Below are 15,189 nucleotides of genomic sequence, written 5' to 3' on the forward strand. Positions count from 1 at the left end.
AACACGTTTCCGCTCGTGGAACCCCTTGTGCAGACTGACCCCATGTCACGCACCGCCACCGCCGAACTGATCGCCGCCCTCGAACCGCTCCCCCACCGGGACCGGCTCCGCCTCGCCGCCACCACCGCCCGGGAGCTCGCCGCCGCCGGCGAGCTGGAGCCCGTGCTGGCCGAGCTGGAGGACGCCGGCCGGTACGGGCGACGGCTGGCGGCCCTCGCCGCCTTCGCCACGCGGCGGACCGGGTACCTGGCCGCGCGGCTCACCGACCCCGACCCGGTGGTGCGCGGCTACGCCCTGCGGGCCGTCCGGAGCCTGCCGGTGCCCGACGCGGCGATCGTCGCGGCCTGTGCGGACGCCTCGGCCGTGGTCCGCAGGCAGCTGACGCGGGCGGTCCGCCGCAGCGGGCGCCCGGAGCTCGCGGAAGCCCTGGTCGGGCCGCTCCGCGAGAAGTGGGGCGACTACGAGGCCGCCGCGCTCCTGTCGGTCTGCGGACCCGCGGCCGTGGCCCGGCTGCTGCCGGAGCTCGCGGACTCCGTCACCCGCTGGCCCGGCCTCGCCGCCCGCCACCCCGGACCGGTCCTCGACCAGGCCGAGGCCGAGCTCACCGTGCTCCCCACCGGACTGCGGTCCCACTGGTGGTCCCGTCGCGCCCCGGGCCTGGCCGCCGCCGCGCACGCCCAACCGCTGCGCGTACTGGAACTCCTGGAGCGGTACGGGGCCGACGCCCCGCGGCACCTCCTGCGCCGGCACTACGGCCTCCTCGCCGAAGCCGACGCCGAACGCTTCGTGCGGTGGCTGGCCGGCCCGGCGGGTGCGCAGCGGCGGTACGAACCCGCTCCGGGCCCCTCCGTGCTGCGCCGGATCGTACGGGCCGACCCGCCCTCGCTGACCCGGCTCGGGCGGCTGTGGCTCCAGCGTCCCGACGAGTTGGCCGACCTGCTGAAGGCCTTTCCGCCGGCTCGTCGGGAGGGCTTCCTCGACGCCCTCGTCCGGGACTTCGCATCCCCCGCGTGGACCATGCCCGTACTCCTGTACCCGCTCCTCCCGCCCGAGCGCAGGTACGCCGAGGCGCGGCTCGCCGTGGCCCGGGAACGCGCCGCCGGGCTCCGGGCCCGGACGCTGCCGGACTCCCTCGTCCACCTTCCGGTGGCCGAGGCCCGCGCCGAGATCCTGGCCGCCTGCGGGAGCTCCGACGCGGGCCTGCGCGCCGACGGCTGGGCGAAGCTCATCGCCAACGCGGCTCCGAGCGGCGACCCCGGCACAGTGGCGGAGGTCCTCGGGCTGGTCGCCGGCCGGCTGCGCAACGAGCGCGAGCCCGTACGGTCCGCCGCGCTCGCGGAGCTGGCGAAGCTCCCCGTGGCCCTGCTGGAGGCGCCCGGAACCCCGGGGCACCTCGGCACGATCACCCTGGACGCCCTCCGGGCCCGGGACTGCTCCCCCACTTCCCGGGCGGCCCTCCAGAGCCTGGTGCGCGGCGTGTTCGACGCTCCCGCCCCCGGCGGGGCCCTGCTCGACTGGGCCCGGCACACCATCGGCCTCTTCGGCACCCACATCGGCACCCGCCCCCTCGATCTGCTGCGGCCGGCGCCGGGCCGGCCGCTGGGGGCGCGGGCGTTCGAGGCGCTTCGTCCCGGGGTCGAGGAAGCCGCCGGGAAAGGGGACTTCGGCCCGCTCCTGCAGCTGGCGGCCTTCCCCGACCACCACTACGGCTACGGCTACGGCCCCGCACGGCTCCCCGAGCTCCAGCCGATGCTCGCGGACGCCCTGGCCCGTTGCGAGGACAAGGACGCCCCGGCCCTCGCGGCCGTCTGGCTGGCCGACCCCGCGACCCGGGAGGAGCGGGCGGTGGAGCTGCTGGCCCGCGACCCCTCGGCGGCGGCGCTCGCGCCCGTAGGGGAGATCCTCTCCGCGCACCGCACCGACCTGCTGGACGTCCTGCTCGGGGCCGAGCCCCCGTACGGCCGGTTCCTGGGCGAGGACTCCGCCAGGCCCCTGCCCGTCTTCGCCCGCGCGACCGGGTGGCTTCCCCGCCAGCAGGAGGCGGCTGCCCGGCTCGCGGCCACGGCCGTCCGCGACGAATCGCAGGCGCTGCACGAACGGGCCGCGGTGCTCCGCGAGGCCGTGCGGATCCCCGAGCACGGTCTGGAACTCGTCAGGGAGTTCGCGGACTCGACGCAGACCGTGCTCGCCGAGGCCGCCCTGACGGCCGCGCCCCGCACGGTCGAGCCCGCCGCCACCCTCGACGACCTGTTCGCGCACGCCGGCGACGACCTCGCCCGGGTCGCGCTGTACGCCGCCGCGCGCGCGGCCGCCGCCACGGCGCCCTCGGTCCTCGCACCCCGGCTCGCCGAACTGCTCGACCCGGCCCGCCGTGTGAAGGTGACCAGCCGCAAGGAGGCCGCCCGGCTCGCGGTCCGGCTGCTGCCGCCGCCGCTCGCGGCCGCGCTGCTGAGCCGGATCCTCGACCATCCGGACAGCCACCGCGACCTGGTGGCCACCGCCATGCGGCTCGCCTCCCGGCTCCTGGCGGCCGAATCCGCCTGGGAGCTGCTGGAGGCCGCCGCGTCGATGACCGAGGACAGCAGGCTCCCGATCCTGCACACCGATCCGCTGAGCGTTCCCCGGGCCCACCGGCGGCGCTACGCCGGGCTGGTGGCCGTGGCGGCCCGGCCGCGGACCGGTCCCGACGCGCTGCCTCCCTCGTACCCGAGCCTGCCCAAGTGGGCCGCGTACGCACCCGAGGTGGCGGACATCCTGCGGCTGGCGGTCTGCGACCTGTCGCTACGCGAGGGCGGGCAGTCGGCCGCCGAGGCCCTGGCCCAGATCGCGGCCTCGGGTCTGCCCCACCCCCTGGGCGGCGCCGAGCCCGGCAGCCCCTTCCACGGCGCCGTCGAGGAGTTGCTCCGTCTGGTCCGGGGCGGCGCCGATCCGGACGCGGAGCCGGAAGGCGACCTGCCCGCGCTGCGGCGGCTGCGTCACCTGGCCACCCAGCCGCTGGGCAAGGACCCCGCCGTACGCGAGGCGGTGCTCCGCCAACTGGCCGACGAGCCCCTGCTGGCGGAGGCCCGGGTGACCCTGCTGCTCCGCGCCGTCGACCTCCGGGCGGATCCGGCGGGCATGCCGACCGCGCTGCGGGAGCTGGTCGCGGCCCTGCGCGGGCGGCCCGGACTGGCCCGCGCCACCGCCTCCGGGCTGGCCGGCCGGTACCTCCACGGGGACCCGCTGCCCGATCTCCCGGCGGCCCTGGAGACCGTACGGGAACTCGCCCGCGACGGCGGTGCGGAGGCCGGGCTGTTCGCCGCGGCGCTCACGGCGTCCGTGGGCGCCCGGCACGCCTGGCCCGAGAGGTGGCGGGAACTGCTGCGGGAGCTGCGGCGGCATCCGGAGGTGGAGGTCAGGGACGCGGCGTTCGCCGCGGCGACGCAGCGGGGGTAGCCGGGCGGGACGGGTGGCCGGCGGGACGCGTGGCCGGCGGCCGAGTCCGTTGGCGTGCGCTGTCGGCGAGAGCCGTGGGTGAGGGCCGTTGGTGCCGACTCCCTACACGGACCGATCATCACATTGCGGTCCATGACATCCTGTGACGTCACAACTCGCCGGACGGGATCGGCGGACGTCCGGGGAATATGGGGAAGGTCCATGAAGCTCTGCTTCCTGGTGGAGGAGCACTACCGCCACGACGGCATGCCGAACGAGGTGGTCCGGCAACTCACGGCATGGGGCCATCAGGTGGAAGTGGTGCGGCCCGGTGGTTCGCTGCTGCGGATGAGCGAGGTGGTGAACTCCGGTGACCACGACGCCTGGGTGCTCAAAACCGTGTCCGGCGGGCCGGGGCTGACACTGCTCGAAGCCGCCGCCGCGGCCGGGATGACCACGGTCAACGACGCCCGCTCGATCCGGGGCGTACGGGACAAGGCGCTGGCCGCCGCCATCGGGCGCGACCGGGGCCTGCCGCTGCCGACCACCTACGCGGCGGTCCGGCCGGAACTGCTGGCGGAGATCCCGGACTCGGAGTACCCGCTGGTCGTCAAGCCCGCCGACGGCAGCTCGGGGCGGGGCGTGCACCTGGTGTCCTCGCCGGAGCGGCTGGCCGCGATGCTGCCCGAGCTGGCGGGCGAGGGCATGCTCATCGCGCAGCCGTACGTGCCGAACTCGGGGACCGACCTCAAGGTGTACGCGGTCGGCGGGGAACTCTTCGCCACCGAGCGCCGTTCTCCGCTGTATCCGGACTGCCCGGTCCCGGAGCGCCTGGTCCCGCTGTCCGCCGAGATCGCCGAGATCGGGGCGCGCGTCGGGGAGGTGTACGGGCTCGACCTGTACGGGCTGGACGTGCTGCTGGGTCCCGACGGGCCGGTGGTCGTCGACGTGAACGACTTCCCCAGCTTCCGTCAGGTACCCGAAGCGGCCGCGCGGGTGGCCCGTGCGGTACTCGGCCTCGCCCGGTCCGGCGGCTCCGGCTCCACCGCTCCCCCGCTCCGGGCAGCGGCCCCCGCATCGGCGCCCGTACCCGTACCGGTGTCGATCCCGGCGCAGGCCACGGCGGCTTCCGCGACCAACGCCGGGGCCACGGCCACCAGCGGCGCCCCGGCGGGGGAGTCCGTATGAGGATCGGCCTGATCACGGACAACCCCGGCCATCCACTGCTGTCGGCGGCCGCCGAACTGCTGCGGGCCGCCGGTCACGGGGTGGAGGCGCTGGACCCGGGCTCGGCGGACGAACCCGCCGGCGCACTGGCCGACGTATATCTCCTCAAGGCGCACACTCCGCGCGGGCTGGACCTCGCCCGGGGGCTGGAGCGGCGCGGAGCCCCGGTGGTGAACTCGGCCTCGGCGACCACGCTGTGCCAGGACCGGACGCTGATGGCGGAGCTGGCGGTACGGGCCGGACTGCCGTTCGCCGGAACCCGCACCTTCGAAACGCTCGCCCAGTGGGCGGCCGGAGCCCCGCTGCGCTCCCCCGTGGTCGTCAAGAGCCGGCACAGCCGCCGGGCGGACCTCGTGGCCCGGGTGGACGGGACCGCGGCCCTGGGCGAACTGGCGGGCAGCTGGTCCGACGAGCCGGTGGTGGTCCAGGAGTTCGCCCCGAACAGCGGCTGGGACCACAAGCTGTGGGCCATCGGCGACCAGGTCTTCGCGGCCCTGCGCCGCTCCGAACTCTCCCCCGAGGGCCGCGGCCCGACCCTCCCGCTGCCCCGGCTACCGGCGGGCTGGGCCGATCTGACCCGGCGGGTCGGGGAGGTCTTCGCCCTCGACGTCTACGGCGTGGACATCATCGCCACGGCCGACGGAACCCCGCTGATCGTGGACGTCAACGCCTTCCCCGGCATCCGCGAACAGCCGGGCGCCCCCGAGGCCCTCGTAGAACTCGCGCTGAACCGGGCCAAGGGCTAGGGGGTGTTTCTCGGATCTCCGTGGAAGAAGGAGCGGGGTCTGGTGCGTGCGATCGCAAGGCGCCGGAGTGCCCTAGTAGCGGAGCTACTCGGGCATTTCGGCAACGCGGCGAGCGTGCGCACCAGGGCTCGCGACGCCGCGGAGATCCGAGAAACACCCCCTAGGGGTGTCTGGCAGCCTCTTCGGATCCTGCCGGGTCCGCGGGGCTGCCGTCAGGAAGTACCCGCCCCGGTCAGGGCCTTCGCCTGTTCGCGGGTCAGCCGCCAGGTCTGGATCTCGCCGGTCTCGGCGGGGGCGAGGGCCTGCGCCGGGCGGCGGAGGTGTTCGGTGAAGCCGAGCCGGGCGGGGACGGCGGCGCTGGCGCGGTTGGCCGGGTCGTGGACTATCTCCACCCGGTCGACGTCGGGCAGCAGGAAGGCCTGCTCGACCAGTGCGCGGGCACTTCGGCTGGCCACGCCCCGGCCGGTGGCCGCGGGGTGCAGCCAGTACCCGATCTCACGGCAGTCCTCGGGGGTGTCGCTGTGCCGGTACAGCCCGCAGGCGCCGACCATCGCCCCGTCCAGCCGGATCGCGTAGCTGCACTCCGCGCCGCTCTCCCAGAGCTCCGCGCGCCCGGCCAGGTAGCCGGTGGTCCTGGCCAGACTGTGCTCGGCGACCCAGGGCATCCAGGGCCGCAGGTGCTCCAGAGACTCCTCGATGACCTGGAAGAGCTCCGGGAGGTCGGCCTCGGCGTCGAAGCGGCGCAGGGTCAGGTCGTCCAGTGTGATCAACGGCTGGGGAAGGTTCATCCCCCGAGGATCGTATGCGGGCACTTGCGATGGCAACGGGGTTCGGAGTACTTGATCCTCCTACCCGTCCAGCTACTTGATGACCTCGACCTTTTTGTCGCCGGAGGCCTTCGCGTAGGCCTGGGAGCTCGCTCCGAGCGTGGTGACCGTGAGGGCGAGCAGGACGGAGACGGCGGCGGCCGTGGCGCGCTTGCGGGTCATGGTTTCCCCTGATGGTGTGTCCGGTGTCCCCGGCAGCTTCGCACCGGGGCCGGACCCGGACAAGTGAGCCCGAGGGAAAGGTGGTCGGCGTGCGCGCTGTGGTTTTCGAGCGGTACGGGGAACAGGCCGAGGTACGCGAAGTGGCCGATCCGGCTCCGGCCGTCGGCGGGGCGGTGGTGCGCGTCGAGGCCACCGGGCTGTGCCGGAGCGACTGGCACGGGTGGATGGGCCACGATCCGGACATCGTGCTGCCGCACGTGCCCGGCCACGAACTGGCCGGCGTGGTCGAGGCCGTGGGCCCCGGAGTCTCCGGCTGGCGACCCGGCGACCGGGTCACGGTCCCGTTCGTCTGCGCGTGCGGAAGCTGCGCCGAATGCGCGGCCGGCCAGCAGCAGGTGTGCGCCCGGCAGACGCAGCCCGGGTTCACGCACTGGGGATCCTTCGCCGAGTACGTGGCCCTGGAGCACGCCGACGTGAACTTGGTGGCCGTGCCGGAGGAGCTTTCGTACGACACGGCGGCCGGGCTGGGCTGCCGGTTCGCGACGGCCTTCCGGGCCGTGGTCGCACGGGGCAGGGTGGCGCCGGGCGAATGGGTCGCGGTGCACGGCTGCGGCGGCGTCGGGCTGTCGGCCGTGATGATCGCGGCGGCGGCGGGGGCCCGGGTGGTGGCCGTGGACACCGCGCCGAGGGCGCTGGAGATGGCCCGGAGGTTCGGCGCCGTGCACTGCGTGGACCCGGTGCGGGCCGATGCGTCCGAGGCGGTGAGGGAGCTGACGGGCGGCGGCGCGCACCTGTCGCTCGACGCCCTGGGCTCCCCGGCTACGGCGGCGGCATCGGTGGCGGGGCTGCGCAGGCGCGGACGCCACGTACAGGTCGGACTGCTGCCTGCGGCGCAGGGGGCCACGGCACTGCCGATGGAGCGGGTCATCGGGTGGGAGCTGGAGATCCTCGGCAGCCACGGAATGGCGGCGCACGCGTACCCGCCGATGATGGAACTGGTCCGCTCCGGAGCACTGCGCCCGGATCTCCTGGTCACGGCCACGATCCCGCTGGACGCGGCGCCCGCCGCACTGGCCGCGATGGGTACGGCGCCGGGGCGCGGGGTCACCATCATCCGGCCGGGGGGCGTGGCGGGAGGCTGAGCGGCGCTCTCGAGACCTCAGGGGGCTTGTGGTGGGCGGAAACGCGTAGCTACAGTCCTTGCTTACACGTGTAACGCATTCCGATCGCGGTCCTGATGATCGAGATCGGCGCGATCGCGAGCGCGATCACGTGAAGCCTCCACTGCCGCATCGAGAAGAGCCGCAATGACGCAATCTCCTCCCTCTCCCGCTTCCGCCCCTGCCTTCGTGGCCGATATGACGTGGCCGCCTCCGCCGTTCCAGTTGCCGGTGGCACCGGTGACGGACGTGGACGGGGTACGCCATTTCCACGGGGTGACGTACGCGACGACTCCGGGTTTCCGGCCGCGGCTGCTGGACGTACGGGTCCCGGCGGGCGAGGGTCCGTTCCCGGTGGTGGTGTGGATCCACGGGGGCGGCTGGCTGGACGGCGACCGGCGTTACCCGCCGCCGACGGTGCCCGCGGAGCTCCTCCACGGGACGGTTGCGGCGGCGGGTCTGGCACTGGTGTCGATCGACTACCGGCACAGCCTGGAAGCGCCGTTCCCCGCGCAGCTGCACGATGTGAAGGCCGCGATCCGCTACGTCCACAAGTTCGCGTCGGTCCTGGGTGTGGACCCGGACCGGATCGGGGTGTGGGGCGAGTCCGCGGGCGGCCACCTCGCCGCCCTCGCCGGCCTCGTCGGCCCGAACAGCGCCGACGCCACCGCGCTGGAGGGCGCGCACGGTGTGGGCTCCGGTGACACGGGCGTGCGGGCCGTCGTGGACTGGTACGGGGTCTCCGACCTGACCACCCTCGCCGACCATCCCATGCCCGCCATGCCGCCGGTGCCTGCCGGGATGGAGTTCCCCGACCCCTACGCGGCCCTGCTGGGCGGCACCGATACCGAGCGCCCGGCACTGGCGAAGACGGCGAGCCCGGTCGCCTACGCCACCCCGGGCTCCAACCCGCCGCCGTTCCTCCTGATCCACGGGACCCGGGACGGACTGGTCCCCTACAGCCAGAGCGAACAGCTCGCCGAAGCCCTCACCCGGGCCGGAGGTGAGGTCACCCTGCGGCCCGTCGAAGGCGCCGACCACATCTTCCTCGGCTCCCCCGACATCGAAGCCATCGTCACGGAATCCGTCACCTTCCTCTCCCACCACCTCAACGCGTAACCGGTAACCGCCCTCCGGCACCGAAGGGGGCGCGGAACCCACCCGCGCCCCCTTCGCACCATCCCGCCCCCCTCACCCCACCCCAGGCCCCGCGAAAGGCAGCACGTCATGTCCACGATCCCCGCCACCCCTCCCGCCAGACCCGAAGCACGTCATGCCGTGGCGGACACGGGCATCCGGCGTGCCGGTGTCCTCGGGCTCGCGCTGCTCGGCTCCGCCGCCGCGCTCGGGCTCGTCGTGCGGCGGGACGTGGTCCGGCCGCCCTTCCAGGGGCTGGACGATCGCTGGCTGGTGTGGATGGGCGGACCTCACGAGGGGCTCTACTCCGCGGTCGCCTCGGCCCTGAACTGGTTCGGCGGCCCCCTGGGGATCGTCGTGCCGATCGCCCTGCTGATCTTCCTGCTCGTCCGCCGCCGCTGGGTGTCCGCGGGCTTCCTGTTCACCGTGTACATGGCCGGCAGCATGCTCGTCGTCCAGAGCCTCAAGCACCTCGTGGACCGGCCGCGCCCGGCCCACCCCCTCGTCCGGGTCGACCACGGCTCCTACCCCTCCGGCCACGCGGCCGGGGCGGCCCTCCTCGTGGTGATCGTCGGAGCGGTGCTCGTTCCGGCGGCCCGGCGCCGGGCCTGGTGGATCGGCGGCGCCGCCTTCGTCCTCGCGATGATGTGGAGCCGTACGTGGCTGCACGCGCACTGGCTCAGCGACACCGCCGCCGGGGCGATGGCCGGCGCGGGAACCGGGCTGGTCGCCTGGTGGATCTGCGCCCCGGCGCTGGCCCGGGAGGCACGCCGGATCGGCCGCCTCGCGAAGGCCGCGCAGCCGGAGGTCACGGAGCCGCAGGCCGTGGAGCCGGAGCCCGCCGCTGCCGGATGAGCGGACGGCGCGCTCGATCCGCGCGCCGATCCGCCCCCGCACCCCCCGTTACACGCTTACAGGCGTACAGGCGTACAGGCGTTACACGCGTTACCCGGTTCGCCTCGTCCGCAGGCGTCGGCCCAGCCCCAGGCCCGCCAGGGTCACGGCCGCGACCGCGCCCGCGATCGTCAGGATCCAGACCGGAATCCCTCCGGCCGTGCGCAGTTCGTCGCTGTACTCGACCCGGCGGTACGGGGTGTCCGAGGCGGCGGCACGCAGTTCGTGGTCGCCGTCGATCCTGGACGGGACGGGGAAGCTCTGGTCGATCGCCGTCAGGAACACCGGCGCCGTGCCGGCCAGTGCGGCGACCGAACCCTTCGGCGTGATTCGCCCCGCGAAGGTGACCTCGGGGGTGTTGCCGCCGATCGGGGAGGCGGGCTCCATGCGGTGGTCGGCCAGGATGTACAGGCCGAGGGACTGAGCGCTCCTGGCCATCCGGGACAGGCGCATCGGGTAGACGAGCCGGTCGCTGTCGAAGCGGATCAGGAGCGGGTCCAGGGTGCCGCGCAGGGTGGCGCCCTGGTCCCGGGGCACGAGGCGCACGGCGACGTACTCCCAGTGCTGGTCCACGTACGGCTTCACCTCGGTGGACAGCCCGTCGGGGAGTTTGAAGCCGTTGCTCTCCAGCCACTTGCGCAGCGCGTCGGGGTCGGTGGCCGTCAGGCGGGCGACGTCGAAGTCACCCAGCCGCTCCCGGCCCACGACGCCGACCTGGGCTTCCCCGGTGCCCGGCGGCCGGGCTCCGCCGACGTCCCGCGAGCCGGAGGCGAAGGGCCAGTCGCCGTGACGCGGCCAGAAGTAGCTGCGGGTCCGGTACTCGGGCGAGGTCAGGTCGCCCAGTTGTGAGAACAGGTCGGCGTCGCCCAGGGTCACCGTGGCCCGCCCCGGCACCGGCATGATCCATGCGGCCCGTTTGGCGTCGCCGCCGACCGTGAAGCGCATCGCGATCTGTTCGGTGCGGCCGTCCCAGCGCACCACGGAGGCCTCGCGGGAAACCCCTATCCGGCCGTCGGCTCCGGGGACCATCGCACCGCAGCCGCAGGCGTAGGCCGGGCCGATCAGGGAGCCCAACTGGGTCGCGAGCAGGGCGAGGAGCAACACCCCGATTCTTCGCCTCGTCCGCAAGGCGGCCCGTCCGGTTCTCGGCCCGGTCAGCAGCCCGGTCTTTCGCATACTCGTCCCCATGCGGTGTCAGACGACGGCTTCCCGGATCCGGTTCCGCCGCTCGCCTGCCGTCTCAGCATGCGCACACGCCCCACCGGTGCGGCCGGTTCCATGGGCGCCGCCGGGTTCTGCCGGTTCCGGCCACCTGTTCGCCATCTGTCCGTCACCCGACCCTGTCACCATACAGGCGGCCCAGAGTTGTATATACAACTTTCCCGGACGATTGACGACGACAGGAACCCCGATGTCCGCGACCGCGATCACCCGCCCGCCCGCGCCCTGGCTGCGCGACAACTGCCCCTGCGCGGACTGCCGTGATCCGCGCACCGGCCAGAAGCTGTTCCAGATCACCGAGCTGCCCGCCGGGCTGGCCATCGGCTCGGTGCGCGAGGCGGCGACCGCCGACGGCGGGCCCGGCTGGGAGGTGGTCTGGCAGCCGGACGGCCACCACTCCGTGTACGCGGCCGAGTGGCTCGGCGCCCACGCCCCCGACGGGAGCGGGACCGGCGCCGGGGGCCACGCCGGAGACGGCCGGACCGAGGCGGACAAGGAGCTGTGGTCGGCCGCCGATCTGGCCGGGCGGATCCCCGAGGCCCGCTGGGACGCGTACATCAGCTCCCGCGAGGTCCGCGAGCGGGCCCTGGACAGCGTGGTCCGGCTCGGGTTCGTCCTGCTGCGGGACGTGCCGTGCCGGGACCGGATGGTGCTGGACGTGGCGCGCACCTTCGGGTTCGTTCGCGAGACGAACTACGGCGAACTCTTCGAGGTCCGCGTCGAGGCCGACCCCAACAACCTGGCCTTCACAGGCGCCCGGATCACCCCGCACACCGACAACCCCTACCGGGACCCGGTGCCGACCCTGCAGCTCCTGCACTGCCTGCGCAACGAGGCCCAGGGCGGAGACTCCGGGCTGGTGGACGGCTTCCGCGCGGCCGCACTGCTGCGGGAGCGGGAGCCGGGGGCCTTCGAGGTGCTGACCCGGGTGCCGGTGGAGTTCGCCTTCGCCGACGCGCGCACCGAACTGCGGGCCCACCGGCCGCTGATCGGGGTGGACCCGCTGGGACGCGTCCGCGAGGTGCGCTTCAACAACCGGTCCATCTCCACCCTCCACCAACCGGCCGCCGTGCTGGAGGAGTTCTACGCCGCCTACCGCCTCTTCGGCGAACTGCTGGAGCGGCCGGAGCTCCGGATCGACTTCAGGCTCGCCCCCGGCGACTGCGTGGTCTTCGACAACACCCGTCTGCTGCACGCCCGTACGGCCTTCGCCGAATCGGGCGGCCGTCACCTCCAGGGGACCTACGCCGACCTCGACGGCCTGCTCTCCACCCTGGCCGTCCTGCGCCGCGAAGGAGCTTCCGCGTGAACACCGCCGACCCCATCGACGAGCTGGCCCGCCTCTTCGAAGGCGAGGGCAGCGCCGAGTACTTCGGCGAGGCCGTCACCCAAGCCGGTCACATGCTCCAGGCCGGCGCCCTCGCCGAGGCCGCCGGGGCCCCCGCCCACCTGGTGGCGGCCGCGCTGCTGCACGACATCGGGCACTTCCACGGCACGGTGACCGGCCGCGATCTGATGGAGGGCGGCCTGGACAACCGGCACAGCCACACCGGGGCCGACTGGCTCGGCCGGTGGTTCGGGCCCGAGGTGACCGAGCCGGTGTGCCTGCACGTGGCCGCCAAGCGATACCTGTGCACGGCCGAGCCCGGCTACTTCGACCTCCTGTCCGAGGCGTCCGTCCACACCCTGCGCGTGCAGGGCGGCCCCATGACAGCCGAGCAGGTGCGCGAGTTCGAGGCACTGCCCGGCGCCGCCGACGCGGTGGCCGTCCGGCGCTGGGACGAGCAGGCCAAGGACCCCGAGATGGCCACGCCCGGCTTCGGACACTTCCGCCCGCTGCTGGAGGGGCTGCTGGTCAGGAAGTGAGCCGACGGCCCAGGGCGCTGGCGGCCGTCGTGTGCACCGTGAAGGCCACCGTCCCCGGCAGGTACCGGTCCTGCGACCACTCCACCGGGATCCCCGCCGGGTCGGTGGACCGGCGCCGCTCGCGCAGCAGCGCGGCCCCGACCGGGCAGCCCAGCAGCTCCGCATCGTTCCCGTCCGCGGCGGCGATGTCGATGAGGTGGTGGGCGTCGGTGAACAGCACTCCGTGCACGGCGAGTTGGTCGGAGTACGAGACCGTGTCAAGCGGCATGGCCGCGACCAGGGCGCCGACCGCCTCCGGGTAGGTGGTCCGCTCCACCATCACCGGGGCCCCGGACAGGGTGCGCAGCCGCAGCACGCGGCGGACCGGGGCGCCCACGTCGATCCGCAGCTGCTCCGCCTCCTCGGCGTCGGCCCCGCCCTGCTCCACGGAGACCGTCCGCCCGCCCGGCTCCTGCCCCAGCGAGCGGGCCCACCGGGTGAAGCTGCGGAGCTCGGCGACTCCCCCGGACTCCCCCGGGCCGCCGCCGAGCACGACCCGTCGGGTGCCGCGCCCCGAGGTGATCAGCCCGTCGGTGCGCAGCGCGGCGAGCGCCTGGCGCACCGTACCCCTGGACACGCCGTAGCGGCGGGCGAGTGCGTCCTCGGCGGGCAGCCGCGCGCCGGAACCGTACTCGCCGGCCGTGATGGCGGTCCGCAGGGCCGCGGCGACCTTCAGGTAGAGCGGTGTCCTGCGCCCACTGTCGATGCCACTGTCGGTGTCGATATCGGTGTCGGTGCCGGTGTCGCGCGGTGCCTCGTTCACGGGCTCAGCCTTTCATGATCCCGGGCGGGCCCGGTCGGGCGAGGCGAAAGACCTGGCAGGTCGGGACGTTTCGCCCGGTATTCAGATGATCCGCGTCGTCTAAATTCGAGCCATGACCGAAACGACCGGCGGTCCGGCCGACGGCGAAGTCCACCGGGCCCTTGCCGTCCCGTCACGACGGCGTCTGATTGCCCTGATGCGGGAGGCGGACGGCGTGCTCGGCGCGGCGGAACTCGCGGCCGCCGCCGGTCTTTCGGTCGCCACCGTCCGCCACCACCTGACGGCGCTGAGCGAGGCCGGTCTCGTACGAGCCTGCGCGCGGCCGGGCCGCCCCGGCCCGGGGCGGCCCGCGCTCGGCTGGACGGCGCTTCCCGCGCCGTCCTCGGATTCCGCGCAATCCGCCGATGCCCCCTACCGGGAGCTCGCCGGGTCGCTGGCCACCGCCCTCGCGGGCGATGCCGGGCGGGCCCGGGCCGCGGGACGCGACTGGGGCCGGACCCTGGCCGTTCCCGGGGCGGAGCCCGCCGGGCGGGTGGCCGCCCTGGCCGCGCGGCTCGGCTTCGACCCGGAGCCGGGGGCCGACGGGCGGGTGCTGCTGCACGGGTGCCCGTACCGGGTCATGGCCCGCGCCCTGCCCGAGGTGATCTGCTCGGTCCACCAGGGCATGCTCGACGGCCTGTTGGAGGGCAGCGGCACCGAGGCCGTACTCCATCCCTTCCTCTCCCCCGGGCTCTGCTCGGTGGAACTGCACACCGATTCGTAGAGGAACCACCCATGTTCGGCATGACCATCGACACCACTCCCGACACCACCGGCCGTCCGGTGCTGCGCCTCGACCCCGAGGGCGGCCCGTTCCGCGAGCTCGCGGCGGTACGGATCCAGGTGCCGGCCGGGGGCACCATTGCGGCGCACGGGCACGGGGCTTCGGAGCTGCTGCTCACGGGCGTCGCCGGGACCGTGGAGGCCTCGTGCGGCTGCGGGGCCAAGACGGTGACCCCGGGCACCTTCGCGATGCTGCCCGCCGGAAAGGAGATCACCCTGGCGAACCACGGCACCGAGCCCGCGACGGTCCTCGCGGTGTTCTCGCAGAGCGAGTTCACGCAGGGGCTGCCGCGCGGCGCGGCGAAGGGCTGCGGCTGCCAGGGCCACGGTCACTGACCCGGCCGACGCACCGACCCGGCCATGGGGGGGGTGGCTCTGGACCGGCCAACGGCCTGATCCCATACTTCTCCCGTGAGAGCGACGGAGAAGCAGCCCCGCACCAGTCCGCTGGTGCCCGACACGGTCGTCCGGGAGATCGCCCGGCACGGCTGGGACTCCGTCACGTGCGGCTGCGGCCGCCCGGCCGGGCATCTCGTGGACACCTTGTGGGACGCGGCCGAGGGACACCCGGCCGCGTTCCACGCGCTGGAGGGCCATGCCTTCCACGCCCGCGGGCTGCGCGCACCCGCCCCGGCGGTGTGCGGGGTCCTGATGGCCGTCTGGTCCGCCGGGCCGCCCCGGCAGTCGACCCGCGAGGCCCTGCTGTGGGCGCTGCTGCGGCTGCTCGGCTGCGAGGACGACGGGACCTCCCACGAGGCGGGCCTCTACGGCCAGTGCGCGGCGCACATCCGCGCGGCCCTTCCGACCCTGCGCGCGGCGGCGGCCCACCGTCCCGACTCGGTGTCGGCCGCCTACGCGACGGGCATCCTGCGCCTCCTGGACCTGTCCGGCTGATCCCGGGGCCCGACCGG

General features: G+C 74.4%; 15 protein-coding genes. 11 read left to right on the top strand and 4 right to left on the bottom strand.

From position 1 onward, the window contains the following. Positions 1-42: 42 nt before the first annotated feature. The 3 genes from AC3IYJ_RS02965 (at position 43) to AC3IYJ_RS02975 (ending at position 5,387) form a co-directional block, all read left to right on the top strand. A complete protein-coding gene (locus tag AC3IYJ_RS02965; RefSeq protein ID WP_489399767.1) occupies positions 43-3,435 on the top strand; it encodes a hypothetical protein in 3,393 nt (1,130 codons plus the stop codon). A 201-nt stretch (positions 3,436-3,636) separates the two neighbouring features. Further along, positions 3,637-4,602 (top strand): ATP-grasp domain-containing protein, encoded by a 966-nt coding sequence (locus tag AC3IYJ_RS02970; protein WP_489399768.1) that lies wholly within the window; start codon positions 3,637-3,639, stop codon positions 4,600-4,602. Beyond that, the gene (locus tag AC3IYJ_RS02975) at positions 4,599-5,387 is read left to right on the top strand and encodes an ATP-grasp domain-containing protein (protein WP_489399769.1); all 789 of its coding nucleotides are present in this window, start codon (positions 4,599-4,601) and stop codon (positions 5,385-5,387) included. Before AC3IYJ_RS02970 ends, AC3IYJ_RS02975 begins: the two co-directional genes overlap by 4 nt. A gap of 212 nt (positions 5,388-5,599) precedes the next feature. On the opposite strand, the gene AC3IYJ_RS02980 is transcribed toward AC3IYJ_RS02975, so the two are convergent. After that, positions 5,600-6,175, bottom strand: a complete 576-nt coding sequence (locus AC3IYJ_RS02980) for a GNAT family N-acetyltransferase (protein ID WP_489399770.1) — start codon at positions 6,173-6,175, stop codon at positions 5,600-5,602. 72 nt (positions 6,176-6,247) lie between these two features. Further along, positions 6,248-6,376, bottom strand: coding sequence for a hypothetical protein (locus AC3IYJ_RS02985; RefSeq protein WP_489399771.1), 129 nt, complete (start codon positions 6,374-6,376; stop codon positions 6,248-6,250). A gap of 89 nt (positions 6,377-6,465) precedes the next feature. On the opposite strand from AC3IYJ_RS02985, the gene AC3IYJ_RS02990 reads away from it, so the two are divergent. From AC3IYJ_RS02990 to AC3IYJ_RS03000, 3 genes are all read left to right on the top strand, one after another. Beyond that, positions 6,466-7,518, top strand: a complete 1,053-nt coding sequence (locus tag AC3IYJ_RS02990) for a zinc-dependent alcohol dehydrogenase family protein (protein ID WP_489399772.1) — start codon at positions 6,466-6,468, stop codon at positions 7,516-7,518. A gap of 216 nt (positions 7,519-7,734) precedes the next feature. Next, positions 7,735-8,655, top strand: a complete 921-nt coding sequence (locus AC3IYJ_RS02995; RefSeq protein ID WP_489399773.1) for an alpha/beta hydrolase fold domain-containing protein — start codon at positions 7,735-7,737, stop codon at positions 8,653-8,655. Between the two features lie 108 nt (positions 8,656-8,763). Continuing rightward, positions 8,764-9,528, top strand: coding sequence for a phosphatase PAP2 family protein (locus AC3IYJ_RS03000; protein ID WP_489399774.1), 765 nt, complete (start codon positions 8,764-8,766; stop codon positions 9,526-9,528). A gap of 90 nt (positions 9,529-9,618) precedes the next feature. Here AC3IYJ_RS03000 and AC3IYJ_RS03005 read toward each other — a convergent pair whose 3' ends face one another. Next, positions 9,619-10,668: a DUF2330 domain-containing protein gene (locus AC3IYJ_RS03005; protein ID WP_489402671.1), complete on the bottom strand. Its 1,050-nt coding sequence runs from the start codon at positions 10,666-10,668 to the stop codon at positions 9,619-9,621. 310 nt (positions 10,669-10,978) lie between these two features. On the opposite strand from AC3IYJ_RS03005, the gene tmpA reads away from it, so the two are divergent. After that, on the top strand, positions 10,979-12,097 hold the full coding sequence (gene tmpA, locus AC3IYJ_RS03010; protein WP_489399775.1) for a 2-trimethylaminoethylphosphonate dioxygenase: 1,119 nt from the start codon (positions 10,979-10,981) through the stop codon (positions 12,095-12,097). Beyond that, the gene (locus tag AC3IYJ_RS03015; protein WP_489399776.1) at positions 12,094-12,654 is read left to right on the top strand and encodes a phosphonate degradation HD-domain oxygenase; all 561 of its coding nucleotides are present in this window, start codon (positions 12,094-12,096) and stop codon (positions 12,652-12,654) included. The genes tmpA and AC3IYJ_RS03015 overlap by 4 nt, the downstream gene beginning before the upstream one ends. Here the strand turns inward: AC3IYJ_RS03015 and AC3IYJ_RS03020 are convergent. Then, positions 12,644-13,456, bottom strand: coding sequence for a GntR family transcriptional regulator (locus AC3IYJ_RS03020; protein WP_489399777.1), 813 nt, complete (start codon positions 13,454-13,456; stop codon positions 12,644-12,646). The two genes, AC3IYJ_RS03015 and AC3IYJ_RS03020, sit on opposite strands and share 11 nt — an antisense overlap. A 112-nt stretch (positions 13,457-13,568) precedes the next feature. Between AC3IYJ_RS03020 and AC3IYJ_RS03025 the strand changes: the two genes are divergently transcribed. The 3 genes from AC3IYJ_RS03025 (at position 13,569) to AC3IYJ_RS03035 (ending at position 15,172) form a co-directional block, all read left to right on the top strand. Then, entirely contained in the window at positions 13,569-14,219 is a 651-nt protein-coding gene (locus AC3IYJ_RS03025; protein WP_489399778.1) for an ArsR family transcriptional regulator, read from the top strand. Positions 14,220-14,230: 11 nt separating this feature from the next. Then, entirely contained in the window at positions 14,231-14,614 is a 384-nt protein-coding gene (locus tag AC3IYJ_RS03030) for a cupin domain-containing protein (protein WP_489399779.1), read from the top strand. Between the two features lie 75 nt (positions 14,615-14,689). Then, positions 14,690-15,172: a hypothetical protein gene (locus tag AC3IYJ_RS03035; protein WP_489399780.1), complete on the top strand. Its 483-nt coding sequence runs from the start codon at positions 14,690-14,692 to the stop codon at positions 15,170-15,172. The last annotated feature ends 17 nt before the right edge of the window (positions 15,173-15,189 follow it).

This window comes from Streptomyces sp. GL_140 (assembly GCF_057834465.1).